The sequence below is a fragment of the Acetivibrio cellulolyticus CD2 genome, assembly GCF_000179595.2.
Lineage (GTDB): Bacteria > Bacillota > Clostridia > Acetivibrionales > Acetivibrionaceae > Acetivibrio > Acetivibrio cellulolyticus.
This window is the reverse complement of sequence record NZ_JH556651.1, coordinates 94,027-111,559: the sequence shown is the minus strand read 5'-3', so window position 1 is coordinate 111,559 and position 17,533 is coordinate 94,027. Positions and strand designations below refer to the sequence as shown.

The 17,533-nt window shown below is 34.7% G+C and carries 14 protein-coding genes; all 14 read right to left on the bottom strand.

The window, feature by feature from the left end; all coding sequences use genetic code 11:
- Nucleotides 1-219: 219 nt before the first annotated feature.
- The 14 genes from ACECE_RS0200460 to sigG all read right to left on the bottom strand — a co-directional run bounded on the left by ACECE_RS0200460 (nt 220) and on the right by sigG (nt 17,453).
- On the bottom strand, nt 220-645 hold the full coding sequence (locus tag ACECE_RS0200460; protein ID WP_010243168.1) for a GtrA family protein: 426 nt from the start codon (nt 643-645) through the stop codon (nt 220-222).
- 24 nt (nt 646-669) lie between these two features.
- Nucleotides 670-2,163: an IMP dehydrogenase gene (locus ACECE_RS0200455; RefSeq protein WP_010243166.1), complete on the bottom strand. Its 1,494-nt coding sequence runs from the start codon at nt 2,161-2,163 to the stop codon at nt 670-672.
- Between the two features lie 99 nt (nt 2,164-2,262).
- Nucleotides 2,263-3,015: a (S)-benzoin forming benzil reductase gene (locus ACECE_RS0200450; protein WP_010243164.1), complete on the bottom strand. Its 753-nt coding sequence runs from the start codon at nt 3,013-3,015 to the stop codon at nt 2,263-2,265.
- Between the two features lie 165 nt (nt 3,016-3,180).
- Entirely contained in the window at nt 3,181-3,789 is a 609-nt protein-coding gene (locus ACECE_RS0200445) for an HAD family hydrolase (RefSeq protein WP_010243162.1), read from the bottom strand.
- 279 nt (nt 3,790-4,068) lie between these two features.
- Complete coding sequence (locus tag ACECE_RS28890; RefSeq protein ID WP_010243160.1) at nt 4,069-8,619, bottom strand: S8 family serine peptidase; 4,551 nt, start codon at nt 8,617-8,619, stop codon at nt 4,069-4,071.
- A 236-nt stretch (nt 8,620-8,855) separates the two neighbouring features.
- Nucleotides 8,856-9,407, bottom strand: a complete 552-nt coding sequence (locus ACECE_RS0200435; RefSeq protein ID WP_010243158.1) for a hypothetical protein — start codon at nt 9,405-9,407, stop codon at nt 8,856-8,858.
- 56 nt (nt 9,408-9,463) lie between these two features.
- Nucleotides 9,464-10,318 carry a bifunctional 5,10-methylenetetrahydrofolate dehydrogenase/5,10-methenyltetrahydrofolate cyclohydrolase gene (locus ACECE_RS0200430; protein ID WP_010243156.1) on the bottom strand — a complete coding sequence of 285 codons (855 nt, stop codon included), beginning with the start codon at nt 10,316-10,318 and terminating at the stop codon, nt 9,464-9,466.
- Nucleotides 10,319-10,322: 4 nt separating this feature from the next.
- The gene (locus ACECE_RS0200425; RefSeq protein ID WP_010243154.1) at nt 10,323-10,931 is read right to left on the bottom strand and encodes a cyclodeaminase/cyclohydrolase family protein; all 609 of its coding nucleotides are present in this window, start codon (nt 10,929-10,931) and stop codon (nt 10,323-10,325) included.
- A gap of 290 nt (nt 10,932-11,221) precedes the next feature.
- The gene (locus ACECE_RS0200420; RefSeq protein WP_010243152.1) at nt 11,222-11,641 is read right to left on the bottom strand and encodes a hypothetical protein; all 420 of its coding nucleotides are present in this window, start codon (nt 11,639-11,641) and stop codon (nt 11,222-11,224) included.
- 147 nt (nt 11,642-11,788) lie between these two features.
- Nucleotides 11,789-13,372, bottom strand: coding sequence for a glycosyltransferase family 39 protein (locus tag ACECE_RS0200415; RefSeq protein WP_010243149.1), 1,584 nt, complete (start codon nt 13,370-13,372; stop codon nt 11,789-11,791).
- A 191-nt stretch (nt 13,373-13,563) separates the two neighbouring features.
- A complete protein-coding gene (locus ACECE_RS0200410) occupies nt 13,564-15,432 on the bottom strand; it encodes a motility associated factor glycosyltransferase family protein (protein WP_010243147.1) in 1,869 nt (622 codons plus the stop codon).
- A gap of 127 nt (nt 15,433-15,559) precedes the next feature.
- A complete protein-coding gene (nrdR, locus tag ACECE_RS0200405; RefSeq protein WP_010243145.1) occupies nt 15,560-16,015 on the bottom strand; it encodes a transcriptional regulator NrdR in 456 nt (151 codons plus the stop codon).
- 242 nt (nt 16,016-16,257) lie between these two features.
- Complete coding sequence (locus ACECE_RS0200400) at nt 16,258-16,518, bottom strand: YlmC/YmxH family sporulation protein (RefSeq protein WP_010243143.1); 261 nt, start codon at nt 16,516-16,518, stop codon at nt 16,258-16,260.
- A 161-nt stretch (nt 16,519-16,679) separates the two neighbouring features.
- Nucleotides 16,680-17,453 (bottom strand): RNA polymerase sporulation sigma factor SigG, encoded by a 774-nt coding sequence (gene sigG, locus ACECE_RS0200395; protein ID WP_010243141.1) that lies wholly within the window; start codon nt 17,451-17,453, stop codon nt 16,680-16,682.
- Nucleotides 17,454-17,533: the final 80 nt, after the last annotated feature.

The window sequence follows — 17,533 nt, the reverse complement described above, 5'->3', positions numbered from 1 at the left end:
AAATTATATTTACATTATGTAATAATATTCTCATGTTTCTACAATATATTAAGAATTATACCCAAACTACACACATTCGATAAAAATTCCGCATAAAGTTCCTTAAGTTTACGGTCAGAGAAATCAAACTATCAGACACAGCCAATAAGCCCAATCCGATTTTAGGGCATTTGCTCATTAAATTCCTCAAAGAAAGATAAGGCACGTCTTATGCGTACCTTATTTTTTAAAAACCCAAAGTTTATATCCAAAGTAATTAATGAATTGAGATATTACTATTGTCGGAAATTGTGCGAGGTTCGTATCCATTCCCACGTTTTCAATCAAATAATTCAATCCCAAGGTTGTTCCTGCAAGTGATACAAGGTTTACTACAATAAACTGCAGCAATTCCGTCGTCGCCTTCTCCTTGCTCCCACCTTTACTTTCAAAAGTCCACAACTTATTCATAATGTAACTGTTGGTCACACCGGCTGCATAAGCAATAACCCAACTGACATTATGGTGAATATTAAATACATTATTGCAAATAGTATTTACAATTATTGTAACTAACGTATTTATTACACCTACAATAGCAAATCTGATAAAACTCTTATATTTAACTAGCAACTCTTTAATCTTGGATATCAAACCATTACCCACAAAAAGACCCCCAAACAACTAATATTAGTAGTCATTCTCCTTTAAAATTACGTCGTGTGCTCCACCTTCCATAATACTTACAGAAGATACCAATGTTATTCTGGCAGTTTTTTGTAGTTCAGGAATTGAAGCGGAGCCGCAGCTTGACATAGTAGACTTAACCTTACTAAGCGTAACATCAAGATTGTCTTTCAGTTTACCCGCATAAGGAACATAACTGTCTACTCCCTCTTCAAACTTAAGGCTGTTGCTCTCTCCAAGGTCGTATCTCTGCCAGTTTCTTGCTCTATTTGAACCTTCACCCCAGTATTCTTTAACATAGCTGTTACCACGTTTTACTTTCTTTGTAGGGCTCTCGTCAAACCTTGCGAAGTAACGTCCCATCATTACAAAGTCAGCTCCCATCGCCAGAGCCAGTACAATATGGTAATCGTGTACTGTTCCGCCATCCGAACAAATAGGTATATATATACCTGTCTTTTCAAAGTACTCGTCTCTTGCTTTTGCCACTTCAATGATAGCAGTAGCCTGTCCTCTTCCTATACCTTTTTGCTCTCTGGTTATACAAATAGAACCACCACCGATTCCGACTTTTACGAAATCAGCGCCTGCCTCTGCAAGGTACAAAAATCCTTCCTTGTCTACAACATTTCCTCCACCGATTTTCATACCTTCAAAATTGTTCTTTACATACTCAATGGTATTCTTCTGCCAAACAGAAAATCCATCGGAGGAATCTATACAAAGAATGTCAACACCGCCTTCTACAAGCGCCGGAACTCTTTCTGCATAGTCTCGTGTATTTATACCAGCTCCTATAACAAGCCTTTTGTTTTTATCCAAAAGCTCATACGGATTTTGCTTATGTTCATCATAGTCTTTTCTAAATACAAAATAATGAAGTTTTTGATCTTTGTCAACTATAGGAAGACAGTTTAACTTGTTCTCCCATATAATATCATTAGCTTCGCTTAAAGATATTCCGAGGTTTCCAACAATAAGCTTTGAGAATGGAGTCATAAAGTCTCCAACCTTTTTCTCCAAAGAAGTACGACTAACCCTGTAGTCTCTGCTTGTTATAATACCTAAAAGCTTTCCTGTGGAAGTGCCATCTTCAGTTACGGCAACAGTAGAATGTCCCATTCTGTTCTTTAATTCCAGCACATCTTTTAATGAATTGTCCACCCTTAGGTTGGAATCGCTAATTACAAATCCTGACTTATATTTCTTTACTTTCTTCACCATCTCAACCTGACTCTCAATAGATTGAGAACCATATATGAAAGATATTCCTCCGGATCTTGCCAATGCAATGGCAAGTGTATCATTTGATACTGATTGCATTATTGCCGATGCGATAGGAACATTAAGCTTTAACTCACATTCCTCGCCTTTTTTGAATTTTACAACAGGAGTACTCAGATCAACTTTATCAGGTATACATCTTTCTGTTGTCAAATTTGGTATGAGAAGATATTCACTAAATGTTCTGGATACATCATTATATATATATGCCATTTTTATCCTCCTAAATCGATTTACTATTAAATTTTAACTATTTTATATCATATTGCGCCCTTTGTCAAAGAACATTTTGACAGTTTTTTATGTTTTTTACTATAGTTCTTTTATATCATATATCATTCCTGTCTTTGTCTCATTATTATGTATAAGTTCCAAAAGTTTTTTTGCGACAAAATCAGGGGACTTTAAATTACCATTTTCTTTAAACTTGATAAACCTTTCAACCTGTTCAAAATCTTCTTCGCTGCATTCCCTTATGTCTGCTTGCATGTCAGTATCTATAATTCCCGGTACAAAAGAAATTATTTTAACAGGATTAGTAATATTCTTTTGTTCTACACCAACACAGCCCGTGAACATATCCATTGCGGCTTTAGCGCTGCAGTAGCAACCCCATCCGTAATACGGTTTTTTACCCGCTCCTGAAGATATATTTACAATTTTCCTCTCGCAAGTGACCTCTTCTGTGCGTTTTATAAATTCTGATACCAAAATCATTGGTGCAATTAAATTTACATTCATATTGCTAATTATTTCAAAACTTGGAAAGTTTCCAACCGGCTTTATCGGTTTTGCTACTCCTGCGTTGTTAATTAAACAAACGGAATCTGCCTTTTTAAAATTGATTCTTTCAAATATCGTTTCAGCTAACATATCAATCTCTTCCAGAAAATTGAAGTCATATTCAAAGAAATCGATTCTGCAATCTTTAAGTCCTGCCCTCACAACAAGATCTTCGTTACCTTTCCTTGATATACAGAACAAATGGTTGTCCTTTGATATCAAGTTTTCTGCTATCGCTTCACCTAACCCCCTTGAAGCACCGGTTATTATGTAATAATTCATACCTAATACTCCTCCCAATTAAAATTAAATCTTAATAGCCTTAGGAATACTTAAAAATATAACTTCGGCTATATTCTCTTTATATTTACATGCAACAATTGTACCACACTTTACCTTAGAAGCAAATTATTCATAATGCATTACCATAAATTTCAACTCAACAATTTAAATTACATTTAATTCCTTAAGCACACTAATTATGTCTTCGTATCCGCAAACCCTATAAGCTGTCATTCCTACCTTCTGTGCAGCTTCTACATTAATTGAGTTATCATCAAAGAAAAGTATTCTGCTTGCTTGTGTATCGAGCACTTTGACAACATTTAGAAAGGCTTCTTTATCCGGCTTATTTATCCCAGTTTTATATGAAAGGAAATTATGTGTAATCAAGCCGTCCATATCATACTGCTTGCATAGTTTATCCCAATGCAGTTCATTGGTATTTGACAGGCAGGCTAATGTATATTCTTTCGATAATTTTTTCAGGAGATCCTCCATACCATCAAAAAATCCCTTTGTAAAATTTACAAACTCACTTATAAATTCTTGCTCATCTACAGGTAAATTGAATTCCTCAATTATTGACCTTGCAAACTCTGAGGAATTGATTAAACCACTTTCAAAAGCCCTTACCGATTTTGACAAAAGCCACATTTTATTAAACTCGTCAAGGCTGATTTTATGTTCCATCCAATCTAACATTTTATCCTGCAAGGTAAGCTCAATCAGAACTCCACCCAAATCAAAAAGTATGTACTCAAACTTATTATCCATTCTTTCCTCCAATACTTGTCCAGCTTTATTGATAGCATTATTGGCAAATTCCCCTTTTTACAACTATATACATTATATAACTTCCATAGCCACATCTCAATCATAAAAACAATTATACAACTCAATTCTATTAGCCTATATAAAACTCTAATAAATTACCTTCATCCTATTAAAACATGACATATTACAAATACGAGGAAGGGCGCAGGCCCTTCCTCGTATTTGTAGTATGCCTCCTGCTATTTAACTGTTCGATAAAATAACAGGAGGCATATTTTTTTAATATTTACTTACAATCTTAGCATATAGTTGATATCCACCCCCTGAATTTGCAGGTAATATAAATCTTAGTTCTCTTTCAGTTTTTCCCGGCCCCACCTCAACAGTACCTACATCTAAAGTGGTTGATGATAGATACCTCTGAGCATCAAGATTAGGAGTTAATTCCTTATAGTTTCCAAAACTTTTATTACCAAAATTATGTGAGTAGTATATATCTGGATTATTAGCAACTCCTTTCATATAAACCTGAATTTTATATGTACTGCTACTGTTGTTTACAAAAGTAAAATGGTCTTTATAGACAACACCCCAGTTTGCCCAATTTTCATTATATCCTTCAACTGGATTTCTTAATGGTTCTTTTAAGTTAATTGTATCATTAGTTAAATGTAACATATCATCAGCATAAGCTGATCCCTCACTTGCAAGTGGTATGTTTGTTGTTAAACAATTAAATATTTTACCGCTATTAGATTTTGGATCGGGAGTATTTGAATCCTTAGCATGTTTACATTTATACTTAAACTTAATGTACGAACCTACATCTGTGTTACCTAAGTAAGTTGTAATATCTGCTTTAATTACTGGGGATGAGTCTCTATAGTATCCTGAATAACTTAATCCACCATCCCATCCAGGATATGTGTTAGCAGCTATTATTGTACTCATATTTGTACTAGAGGCTTTATATGCAACAACTTTTACGTCTAATATCAAATCGTTTAGAATTTCGAATTTTGCCATTCCATTTACAAATGACCTTTCCCAGCCACCGTCATTGTAAAATACTTCACTTGTTGATGGTCCACCCATTAACCAGATACTCTTACCACTTGGTATTGTTATACTTGTTGTGCCGTTATAATTTGAAGCGACTGAGTAACTACCACTATATATATTAATTGGATTATTGATTGTACCCCCAAAATATTTCTTATAATCTTCTGTTCTTTTTTTATTATAAAAATCTACTTCATTGGTATCTATATTTTTTATACCGCCAAACATATGATTTGATATTTTAATATATACAGGATTAGGATTTGAGTTATGCAGTAGAACACCAAACTTAAGTTTTTCTGTTCCAGCGTTCGCCAGATGTTGCATAAATACTGTAACATATTTTTGACCGTGTGTTTGCGTTTTGTAAATGACTTTTCCTTCATCAGCTAAACGATCAGATACTCTTTCAGGATTATTGCTATATATATATTCACCATTTGCGCCATCATTTTCATATGTCACGTCAGCCGTTTGATTTGCATATGTTGGATAATCCTCAGGAAATTTAATAAAATTGGTAGCTATTATTACTACGTCTGCCATATTAATGGCATCATCTTTATTCAAATCACATACCGAACTATATCTAGTATCACCAATAGATGCATTAAATCCTTTTGCTATTTGAATAACGTCCTGCATGTTTATAACTGCGTCATTATTTATATCTCCTATAAACAACCCTAATGGATATTGTCTACTTCCCAATACATTATCTCGATCAACAACCAAGTCATATATTATTCTAGTAATATGATACGCATTACTTATTTTAACGTTATAATTTCCAGGTGGAATACCTGAAATTTCAAAGTACCCGCTGTCTATATCAGTTGTTCCCGATTTAATTAATGCGTTTGTTGTTGGATTAATGAACTGTATATTAAATTGGGATTTATCTTTAATTTCCTTTTTTATATATCCACTAATTTTATAAGTAGATTCAGAGTAAGTTGTCATCACGGATTCACTTGACAAAGATGAAATTTCTTCAACTGAGCTGCTTCCAACAGCTTGTGAATTCGCTGGTAAGCTGCTATTTACAATCTGTGGCTGCTGTACAGTAAATCCTCCGATTATCTTACTTCCATCCCAATCAATAAGGTTAACACCTGTATTACTTTCAGGTATTGCATCAGAAACACTGAATTTTATTTGTACCTGCTTGCTATTAATAACCTTAAATTTAATTACCGCCAAAATACCACTGGTTTGGGCAATGCCACTCTGTTTATAAGATAACAAATTCATGTAACCTGCACCAAAATTCAAAATACCACTATACAAATTATTTGAAGCAATCGACATTGGTGAATACTTACTATTATTTAGTATAGTTGCACCTGTAGGAACAGTATCCTCACAATAAGGCTGAAGATCATCATCAACTGGCTGTATCACTTGAGGGTCATATTTTATATTTACCTGATAAGCTGATAAATTGGTAATTTGGTTAACTCTTAAAGTAGCAGTCACTATATCTCCAACTTCTGCATATGTCTTATCAAAATCCATCTTGACTATTCCTGCGTTTTCATCAGTAACGCTTAGCTTGTAACTCTGGGTTTCCGAACTACCTGAGTACGAATATATCTTTATGTAATAAGATCCTGCTGCCAGCTGGCTTATTAATGTTTCATCGGAATTACCGCCTAAGTTTGAAGAGCCTACCTCAACAAAACCATTACTCGAGTTGTAAGAATAAACAACCATATCATAATCCGAGCCGGAAGGTATATTCTGAACCCTTACTCCAACATTCGTACTGTTGCCTATATTGAATTTGAAGCAGTCAGTATCGTCAGAATTGTCTAAAGTTGCGCTGAAGCAATTACCAATACTTATTGATGGTTGATTGTTCAATATGGAATATAAATCATCATTAACTTCATAACTATCTGGTGTGTATACGCCGGCTTTTAGCTCGTAGGTATAACTAGAATTTGATCCTGAATATGAATATATCCTTATATAGTAATTACCTATAGCAGTAATAGATCCTACATATTTTTCATCCAAAGCACCACTTGCGTATGAGCCTCCTACATAAGCGCCTGTGCTGTCATAGATTTCCATCTCATAGTCGCAGCCAGACGGCAAGTTCTTCATAGTGACATTTAACTTCCCTGTCTTTGTTGTATTAAGTACAAACCAGTCTTCATCTGAACTAGTATCCAGAGTAGGATAAATAGCAGTATCGTTTGTTATCACTGTCGCAGCGTTTCTACTGTTGTTAGGTTCAAAGCTGTCAGCAGAATAGGTAGCATTATTAGCTGCCTCATCTATTATAAGATTGCTGTCTTCTATAATAGGCTTTACAACCTTGTTATTGCCGCTTGCAGAAGTGTCATAAACTGATCCTGCTTCCTTTGATTTTGGACTTTCAGTTGGTATTGGCTCTGCTGTTGGTTGAACCGGAATGGAAGGAGCATTATTTAACAATGCAGCTAATGCATTAAGCCTTCCGGATGTTGACACTTTACCGTTCAGGGCCTGTCCTTTAGTTGAATTATTCAATATTCTTGTTTTTATATCGGTAGCAGACATAGTCGGGTATTTGCTTTTCAAAAGTGCTGCAACCCCTGCAACAAAAGGTGCGGCCATTGAGGTACCGCTCATTAATCCATATTTGCTTTCGGGAAGCGTGCTGAGTATTCCAACTCCAGGTGCAGCGATCTGTACTTTTGAACCAAAGTTTGAAAATGACGCAAGTTCACCTTTGTTGTCTATAGCCCCTACGGAAATAACATTTGAAAGGTCATAGCATGCAGGATACACTGGATTCACGTCTACATTCTGTCCTTGATTACCAGCAGCACAAATAAAAAGAGCATTGCTGTTTGCAATTATATCCTTTAAGGCCTCATTTTGCTGACTTCCGCCCCATGAACAGTTGAAAACGCTTACTCCCATGCTTATTCCGTATTCAATTGCAGATATCGCATCACTTGTATAGCCAGTATTGCCACTAATAAATTTTAAAGGTAAGAGCTTTACATTGGGAGATACCCCTGTAATACCGACATTATTCATTCCAGCTGCTATTATTCCAGCGATATGCGTAGCATGTTTGTCTTGGCTTGCAGAATCAAAGACACTACTGTCATTATTTGCAAAATCAAATCCATTTACGTCATCAACAAAACCATTTCCATCATTGTCTTTTCCATCTATTTTCTCTTTCTTATTCACATATATGTTATCTGAAATATCGGGATGACTAATATCTACACCCGAATCAACTATTCCTACCACTACTTTGTTCGTACCGGTTGTTATATCCCATGCATTTGCTGCAGCTATATCTACCCCAGATATGCCATTCTGGCCGTTTACTGCTTGTCCATTGTTCAAAAGCCCCCATTGTTCTGAATAGCGAGCGTCTGATGGGGTTAAATATGTATCAAGAACATAGTCTGGTTGAGCGTATTCAACATTCGGATCATTTTGCAGTTCATTTATTATGTCAGTTACATCTTCGTCGCTTGAAATTTGGAGTGCTTCCATCTCAAAACGATTTATTAACTTTTTAGAAGTTACTTTTGATTTCTTTTTTTTAGCTATAAATCTATCCTTTGAGTCTTTAGCTTTATTTACATCCTTGTATTTTACTATGATATTGCTTTTTTTATTTCCAATACCCCCTAAAGTTGTACTGCTATTAGTTGATTCAGAACTACTAAATGCCATACCAGAGCTCAAAAAAATCTGGGTAAGCATTATTCCTGTCATCAATAGCGTAATAACCTTTTTGTTTTTTTTCATTTCTTGACTCCCCCTCATTTTGGTTAGTGTAATAATAACGATAGATTTAATCACTTGTGCCATTTATAGCACAACTATAAAAACGGAAAGCTTCTTTATGTCGACTTATTTACAAAGTTTCCGATTAAATTTTACACTATAGAGAGGTAAATAAAAAGATTACCAAAGTAATAACATTTTTTGGCAAAACATTACTTTGGTAATACTTTTGTTTGAAGAATTGTTTCAAATCTTTTTCAAATCTTTTTTTCTTGATCTTCGTTATCCATAATACTTTGCAGGTTATCAAGCAAATATTTTTTCCCGTCATCATTAAATAAAATCATTTCATAAGAGCGGTTTTTATATACCCTGGTTTCCGTTTCAATTCCAAAATTCGCTGACTTTTCATTTATAACAGTTCTGGTATTACCCTTTTCTGTAGTTTCTTCGCTTAAAATCCCAAGTTTTTTTAACTGTGAATTCAAGCTGACTGCAGTGAGCTTTTTGCTCTTCTTTAAATCAATACATTCATTAACACACTTAACAAACTGCATAACTCCAATCTTTCCATCTGGCAAAACTATTTTGGCAAGTTCATCATCTGTTATTATAAATTTCATGTTATCATTTCCTACTTCTTTTGAACCTTCCAAAATTTCAGCCACATAAATAAAACACCGCTTAATTCTTCCATCTTGCAAAAAATCTGCCGACTCAATACTTTTACCACTAGTCGGATCTATCCCTTCTGCAATCATCAAAAGCACATCTCTTGCTTTAGATCTTTTTACATAATCTTCTTTCATACTTCTATATCCCCTTAAGATATTTTCTCTATATTTTTAGCCCCACACTATGCTTTTTAGAAAAGGTCTTTTACTTTATCAACCGCACTTTGAATAGTATGCTTCAAGAGTACAGACGTCGTAACTGTCCCAACTCCGCCCGGCACAGGTGTTATCGCACTAACCAAATTGGCAACATGTTCATAATCTACATCTCCGCATAACTTGCCGTTATCAACATTTATTCCAACATCAATTACAATTTGATCCTGATTTACAAAACTCTCTTTCACCATTTTTGCAACACCTGCACAAGCAATCAATATATCCGCTTTTTTGCATTCATCCGCTAGATTTTCTGTTTTCGTATGGCAGATTGTCACTGTTGCATTTTTCCCAAGCAGGAGCATTGAAAGCGGTTTGCCGACAACCAAACTTCGACCGACAATTGTAACCCTTTTACCGGTAACATCAATTTTGTAAAAATCCAGAATCTCAATAACAGCTTGCGGCGTACAAGGAGGATAACAATTCTTTTCCCCTGAAAAAACCTGCACCATATTATTCAGACCCATACAGTCTACATCTTTTTCCTTTTTAATTATGGACTTGATATTATCTTCGGAAAGGTGTTTCGGTAATGGTCTAAACAGCAAAATTCCATGTACATTGTTATCTTCGTTTAAAGCAATTATTGTTTCTTCAAGCTTCTCCTGTGGACAATCAAGCGGGAGCGCAATTACCTCTGCAATTGCTTGAACCGCAGAAAATCTTTTTATAATTCCCCTCTCATATGCCAAATCATCTTCCCTCTCACCAATCCTAACAATCGATAATTTAGGTACTATATCTTTTTGCTTTAATTGTTGAATAACACTGCTAAATCTTTCGGTTAACTCATTTACAACTGGTAATCCTCTCAATTCCAGCATATTTTCACCTCAATTCTTCCGTAATCTGCCTATATATTTTACTGCATCTGTCTATGCCATCTTCAAGAATTTTTTCAGCATCAGCGTTAATTTTCAAAGCATATTCACGGTTTTTCATCAATTTAGTGTTTATATACACATTCATAACAGCACCTTCCATTGCACACTTACATGCAGAAGCAGCAACTCCGACATCACTAACAGCAAGCTTTGTGCCTTTTTCCAAAAGCTGTTCGACAACATCTAAAACATTTGCAACTTCATTAAGTATTTCCAATGGAACAGAACAAGCCAAAACTAAAGCATTTTCTAAAATTTCATTTCTATTGGGCTCTTCTTTTGGAATTCCATAGGCCTTAGAGAGAGGCTCAAATACTTCAGCATCTCTTTGAATTAGTCCCAACAACTTGTCGATTGATGCCTGAGTTCTGACAATTATTTGTTCGATATCACTCTGATACTCGGCATACTTCTTTTTGCCCGATGTTAAATTGGCAACCATTGAACAAAGAGATACACCTATTGCACCAATTAAGGCACTTGCACCACCGCCCCCGGGCACAGGAGAGCTTGATGACAATGTTTTAATAAAATCATCCAATTGCATATTCATATAATTAGCACCACCTTATATAATAATTACAACTTACAAACATTCTATTTTGTGTAATAAAAGTATAAGTGACATTTAGTCCAGCTGAATCAAGGACATTTGCTTACCAATTCCTCAAATCATGAAAATATAATATCAAACTAAACCTTATTTACTATTAAATAACTAAAATTATAGAAACTTCGCGATGGGCAATGGTCTTACGTTGATAATAGAAGACGAATTTTACGAATTCAGTGTTATTGTGTGGTTATTTTGTTAAAAAGTCGGAAGTAATATTCAGCTATTCCTTATTGATCCTTAGCAGTATATAGATCGAGCCAGTTTTCCGCTTGCATCATATCGAAAAACTCCATTGTGTTTGCTCCCGATTCTTTAGCGTAGCACTCAAAAAGTAACTTTAAAAGGGGATTATTGTTAAATACTTCAGCAGCTCTTTTTAATCCTGAATTAACTGCAAGCTTCAAGGAATCAATATGAATACTATACAAATCCGATGACGTTCCTCCATATTGCGTAAGATCCACTAAAAGGGTAAAATCAGGCTTTAACTTGCTTATACCGAGCTTAATATCAGAAAGATAGTTTTCCAAGCTCGAGTTCTTTTCCCATTTACCTTTTAAAACCAAGTATGCACGGTTTTTTGTCTTATCCACCAAAATACTATAAAGATCGTTTTTAGCTATTGTTATACAGTTTGCCAAGTTCATATTATCCCACCTTTTGAGTATTATTTAATATCTTTTCCGTAAAAGCCTTTGCTTTATACATCTCAAGGTCTTTTTCCTGTAATTTTATATACAAAAAACAGCTGCAAGAAATTTAGTTTTCAAAATTCCATAGTTTCTTTAAACACTTTATTTCGCTATAGAAGAATTTTTACTGATTTTATTAATGCCAAATTTAATTAGTTCTGCAAATTGACTCATTAGTACGCAAAAGTAATCAATTCCTAAAGTGGCGCAAATAATAAATACTGGTATGAAATTCGAAAAATAGCGTCTGTTGGCTTCCCACGCAAGTAAGAAAAGAAGTATGCCGAAAACTGCTAACATAGGAGCTAAATTTATATAATCATTTTCCCCTTTCCCACTATTTGGAGTTAAGCTTTTTTTGTTTGCAGAATATTTTTCTTTACCAAAGATAAATTGCAGTGCAGGAAAGATCATAAAAAACATAATTGTAAAAAGAACTGCCTCACAAATGTGCCTGTACAAATCATACTTTTCCCCGTCAGAAAGAATATATTTATGTAGAAAGTTTCTATCCGGACGATCTGCCAAAAAATCATCAAAGCCGAGAGTACCGTCACCCAAACACTTTACGCCTTTTTGAGTTAAAAATTTAAACATACCATCCGCACCATAGTCTTTAACGCGATTTTTAATTTCCTCAATAGTAGCTTTTCTCCTCTCATCAGGGTCACTAAATGATCTTGTAAAATTATAATCATCAGGATTATAACCTCCCGTACCTTTTAGCCCCATCATTACCCAATGAGTGTAAGGATCATTTTGCAGTCTTGCCTGTTCTTTATCTAAATGGTAGGTATATATATATCCATTGAACCCCGCAAAACATACGAGGATAATAGCATAAATACCTACGTTGGTCAAAATAGACTTCTTCCAGCTTACATTGAAAAACATATCAATTGTGACAGCAATCACCATAACAACTACTGTAAATTTTATTTCCATTCCTATGGAAGCTGCTATACCCATCCAAAAACAAAGTAAGCACCGCCTCTTCAACTCTGAAGTATCCTTCCATATCAGATACAGATAATAAAACAACACTGGAAAAAACATTGACAGCGCATCAGTATAAAAAACCGGTGCAATAAAATAAAACGGCAAGCTGACAGCAAACAGCAATAATGAGAAAACAGCCTGCTTAACACCTAAAACGCGTTTACATATTTGAAATACTACAAACATCATAGAAATTGACAACAATGAATTCAATAACATCCCTACAAGGAAAAAGTCTTTTATCCCAAAAAAAGATGCAATTTTGAAAAAGAAATGCAAAAAGCCCATTGATCCAAGATTATTAGGAAAGTAATAATAATAATTATAATAGTTTGTGAAGGATCCTGTTTGAACCCAATCAATAGCACCTTGATAAACTGAATCCATATCAAAATCAGGCTTAAAACGAAGCAACAATCCAAAAGAAATCTGAAGTATAAGCATTATCGATAAAAAGGCTGCAAGTATTGGCTTATAATGCTTAATAAAAAAAGCTTCGTGCTTTGACAGTCGTGTATAGATAAATGCAAGCAAAGAAACTGAAATCACGATAAAAACCGTCAAGGTCATCTTCTTGTAGTTATACTCTGAATTTTTAAGTAAAATATTTGCAAGAAGATAAGAAAAGCAAATTGCAAAGAACGCACAAAACATGTAAACCAGAATATTTTTTACTTTATTTATCATCATAACCCCCCAGGCTCTATAAAATTGCAAAGATTTTGAAAATATAATTTCTATATCTTCAAAAACTTAAATTTCCTGTTTTAATTACATATGGAATTTACACATAAATTCTAACATAACAGCCCCTACCTGTCAAAGCCTGTTCATCTCAGCGTAATATTGTGCACCCAAATGTTTTGAACTATTTAATCTTATTCTCCATCCAATGTTCCACTCATAAAACCTTTAATTTTCGTAAGGCTTTCATCAAGTATCCTGTTCTGTTCAATAATTGCATTTACAAACACAGCTTTAATATCTTTATACTCTGCCAACACCCTTGTTGCCCTATCTACTTCAGCTTTTATCAAAAAGAACTCAATTTCGATCAAGTTTTTCAAAAGAGATGGATAAATAGGCGAATCAATAACCTTCTTAGATAGTTCATTTATTGATGTAACTACTCTCTCATATTCCCGTTTATTTTTTTTCGGATCACAAATATCATTTTCAATTAGTTTTACAAGTTCAAGCTGTTCTTTCGACAGCATTTCAAGCTTGTCTATCTCTACTTCAACATATTTTAAATAAGCTTGAACATTTTCATGGACCTTGTCATTGAATTTACCTTTTTCAAATATTTGTTTGATATACCCTTCAATATCCCGTGATTTAAATTCATTCTTCTCAATTACATTACTAAGTGTATCATTTCTCACAAATTCTATATTAAGGCCGCCTTCTGTTGCATTTATTATTTCTACCTTGTCCGAAACCTTCTCAAAGTATCCTTCAAACCAGTTTTTAATAGCCAGATAGGTCGGTATAGTATATACATCTTTACCATAAATATCTTTTAGCAAGACATATCCACTTTTATTTTCATCTATCATCTTTGAAACTGTACCATTCTCCTCATTTGCATAGTTGCTTCCATCAGTATATGCCAAATCCTGCCCAATAAGTATTATTGGATTACAGCCCATTTTATAAAGCATGTCAAAACAGGTATTTGCAACCGATGGACCGCTAAAAAAGAAATCCGATTTTATCCTTGCAAATTTGAAAAATTCATAGGTATATAAGTCCATGGGATAATTCATAAGAAACTTTGGTCCTTCATAATTCTCTATTGAATACGTAGAAACCTGGTTTGAATATAGAAAATAAATATCCTTGTTTAAAACCTTTTCATGCATTTTTCCTTCACCCTCGGCTGCATCTATACCCATCATAAAATGGGGAGTCACCCCAAAATCCTGAAGTATAGTCACAGCAGTACCGGCAGCCATAATTACACACTTTTGCCCGAGTTCTTTGAGAAGATGCGCATTTTTCTTCAGTGAAGGTCCTGCCGATACAAGAATTCCAGGCACCCCTTTAAACTTTCCACTGAGCTCATCCGCATTAGAAGCCTCTTTGATAGAATTAAGATTTTTTATGTTGTTATGAACCCATAGTTCACCGAATTTCCTTTTAGTTGCTATATCAACTGTAAAACTTTGAGCCATCTTTATAAACCTGTTTTTTAAATCATCCCATAGTTGGGGAAACAACTCAGCATATACTTCAAAAGGCTGTAGTTGAATGCCACCTTCCCTTGTATCCCAGAAAAAGGTGCTGATCTTATTAAGAATTGTATCGAAATCTTCATCAACTAAAATCTCAGTATTTTCAATTAAAAAATCAAGATTCCTTACACAAAGTATCTGATAAAACAATTCAAAATTGGGTTCTATGATTAATATTCTCTTGTTGCAAAAACTGGTAATCAGAACTTCCAGATGAAATGCCATTCCTATGCCAAATACAATATCAATCTTATTGGCCGGGTCTACATACCTGTCAATCCAGGCATAAGCCTCACTTATAGGATCTTCATGGTCGCAGAGTACATAATCCTTTCCCCCGGACCTGACCAAAATATTAATAATCAAATCTTCCTGATTTGCAAGAAGTATTCGCTCCACAGATTTATTCTTTGGTGCATAATTGCCTTTTATGAAACTATCCAATTTTTTATAGAGTTGAGGCTGGTACTTTGCTAGAAGTCGGACATTCTTTTCAAAAACTTCATTCATTTAATGATATCACTCATTTCAGATGTTATTTTTGTTCAGCCTAACGGCTCCACCTATTTAGGCAGAGCAAATATTCCTATACATGAAAAACATTAAATAAAATCTAAAGGATAAAATTTTCACTATACTATTTATCTTTTAACAATTTATGCAGCTCATCCATAAAGGTATTTATGTCTTTAAATTGCCTGTACACAGATGCAAATCTCACGTATGAAACCTCATCCATACCCTTTAGCCTTTCCATAACCATTTCACCTATAGCCTGGGATGTGACCTCCCTTTGAAGTGAGTTATGCAGTTGGGATTCAACACTTTCTACAAGGTATTCCAAATCGTTAATTGATACTGGTCTTTTCTCACAAGCTCTAAGAAGACCATTTAATAATTTATCCCTGTCAAAAGTTTCTCTCGTTTTATCCTTTTTTACAACCATTAACGGCAAGCTCTCTACCTTCTCATAAGTTGTAAACCTTCTAAGGCATTTGGAGCATTCTCTCCTTCTTCTAATAGCAGATGCCTCATCAGTTGGTCTGGAATCGATAACCTTGTCCTCAACAAAGCCACAATACGGACATTTCATATAGTACCTCCAGTTCCCTTTAATTTTAGCGGGATTCTCTTTTGCACTTTTAATAAAGTCAACCACCATAAGTTGATTTCGTTTTATATTATAATATAATTTTTTTAAATATTAAACAAAAATCTCAGAGCATTTAGTTATGCTAGTGCTTTTTAATATTTCCAATCTCTAACTTTTCATGATATTAAAAAGCACTTCCTTAAAATTGTGCCTTGCACGCTAGAGAAATTCCAGCTAACCACTTATTCAAAATGTCTTCTTACATTTCGTTCGTCAAACTCTACCAATATGATATCTTCACCTATCTTCTTTATTTTGCTCCATGGTATTACATACTCGTCAGCTTTTCCAAATAGTCCAAAAAATCTTCCCTCTCCAGGAATAACAATTGCATCCAGCCTTCCGCTTTCAAGATTAATCTCAACATCACATACAAATCCAAGTCTTTTCCCATCAGAAATATTTATAACTTCCTTCTGTCTGAAATCCGATGACCTATTCATAACATAGCACCCCGTAGCCATTTCTTCAATACTATAATATATGAATTGTGTGCAAACCATATGAAAAAACCAGGTATCAACTATTTAGGTCTGCCCTTTGCTTTAGTTGAATACCTGGCATTTCGTAAGTTTAAAAATGATTTTACGGGAGGCACCAAACACTATATATACTTCCGCATATGCATAAGTGCTGTCTTTTCAAGTCTTGAAACCTGTGCCTGTGAAATTCCGATTTCCTCAGCTACCTCCATCTGTGTCCTTCCATCGAAAAACCTTAAGTTGAGTATCAGTTTTTCTCTGTCATTCAGCTTTCTCATGGCTTCATTTAATGCAATACCCTCAAGCCAGTTCTCATCATGATTTTTCTCATCTTTTACCTGGTCCATAACGTATATTGCATCGCCGCCATCATGATAAACCGATTCGAACAGCGATATAGGATCCTGTATTGCATCTAGGGCAAATACAATATCCTCCTTAGGTATCCCTAACTCCTTGGATATATCATCAACTGTAGGTTCCTTGGAGTTCTTGTTGGTCAACCTTTCTTTTGCCTGGAGAGCCTTATATGCAATATCTCTCAATGAACGGCTTACACGGATTGAGTTATTGTCACGCAAATATCTCCGTATCTCACCAATTATCATCGGAACTGCATAAGTAGAAAACTTTACATTCTGTGACACATCAAAATTGTCTATTGCTTTGATAAGTCCTATGCATCCAACCTGAAAAAGGTCATCAACATATTCACCTCTATTGTTAAATCTTTGAATAACACTAAGTACAAGTCTTAAATTACCTTTTATAAATTCTTCTCTTGCCGAAGTATCACCTTTATGCATCCGCTCAAAGAGTACTTTCTTTTGGTCATTGGTTAGTACTGGTAACTTTGATGTGTTCACACCGCATATTTCAACTTTATTGATTAGCATAGAAAAACCTCCCGGCAGTAAATTGAAGTCAGTATCATTATTGCCATGGAGGTTATTTTTATACTGCTAAAAAGCTCACA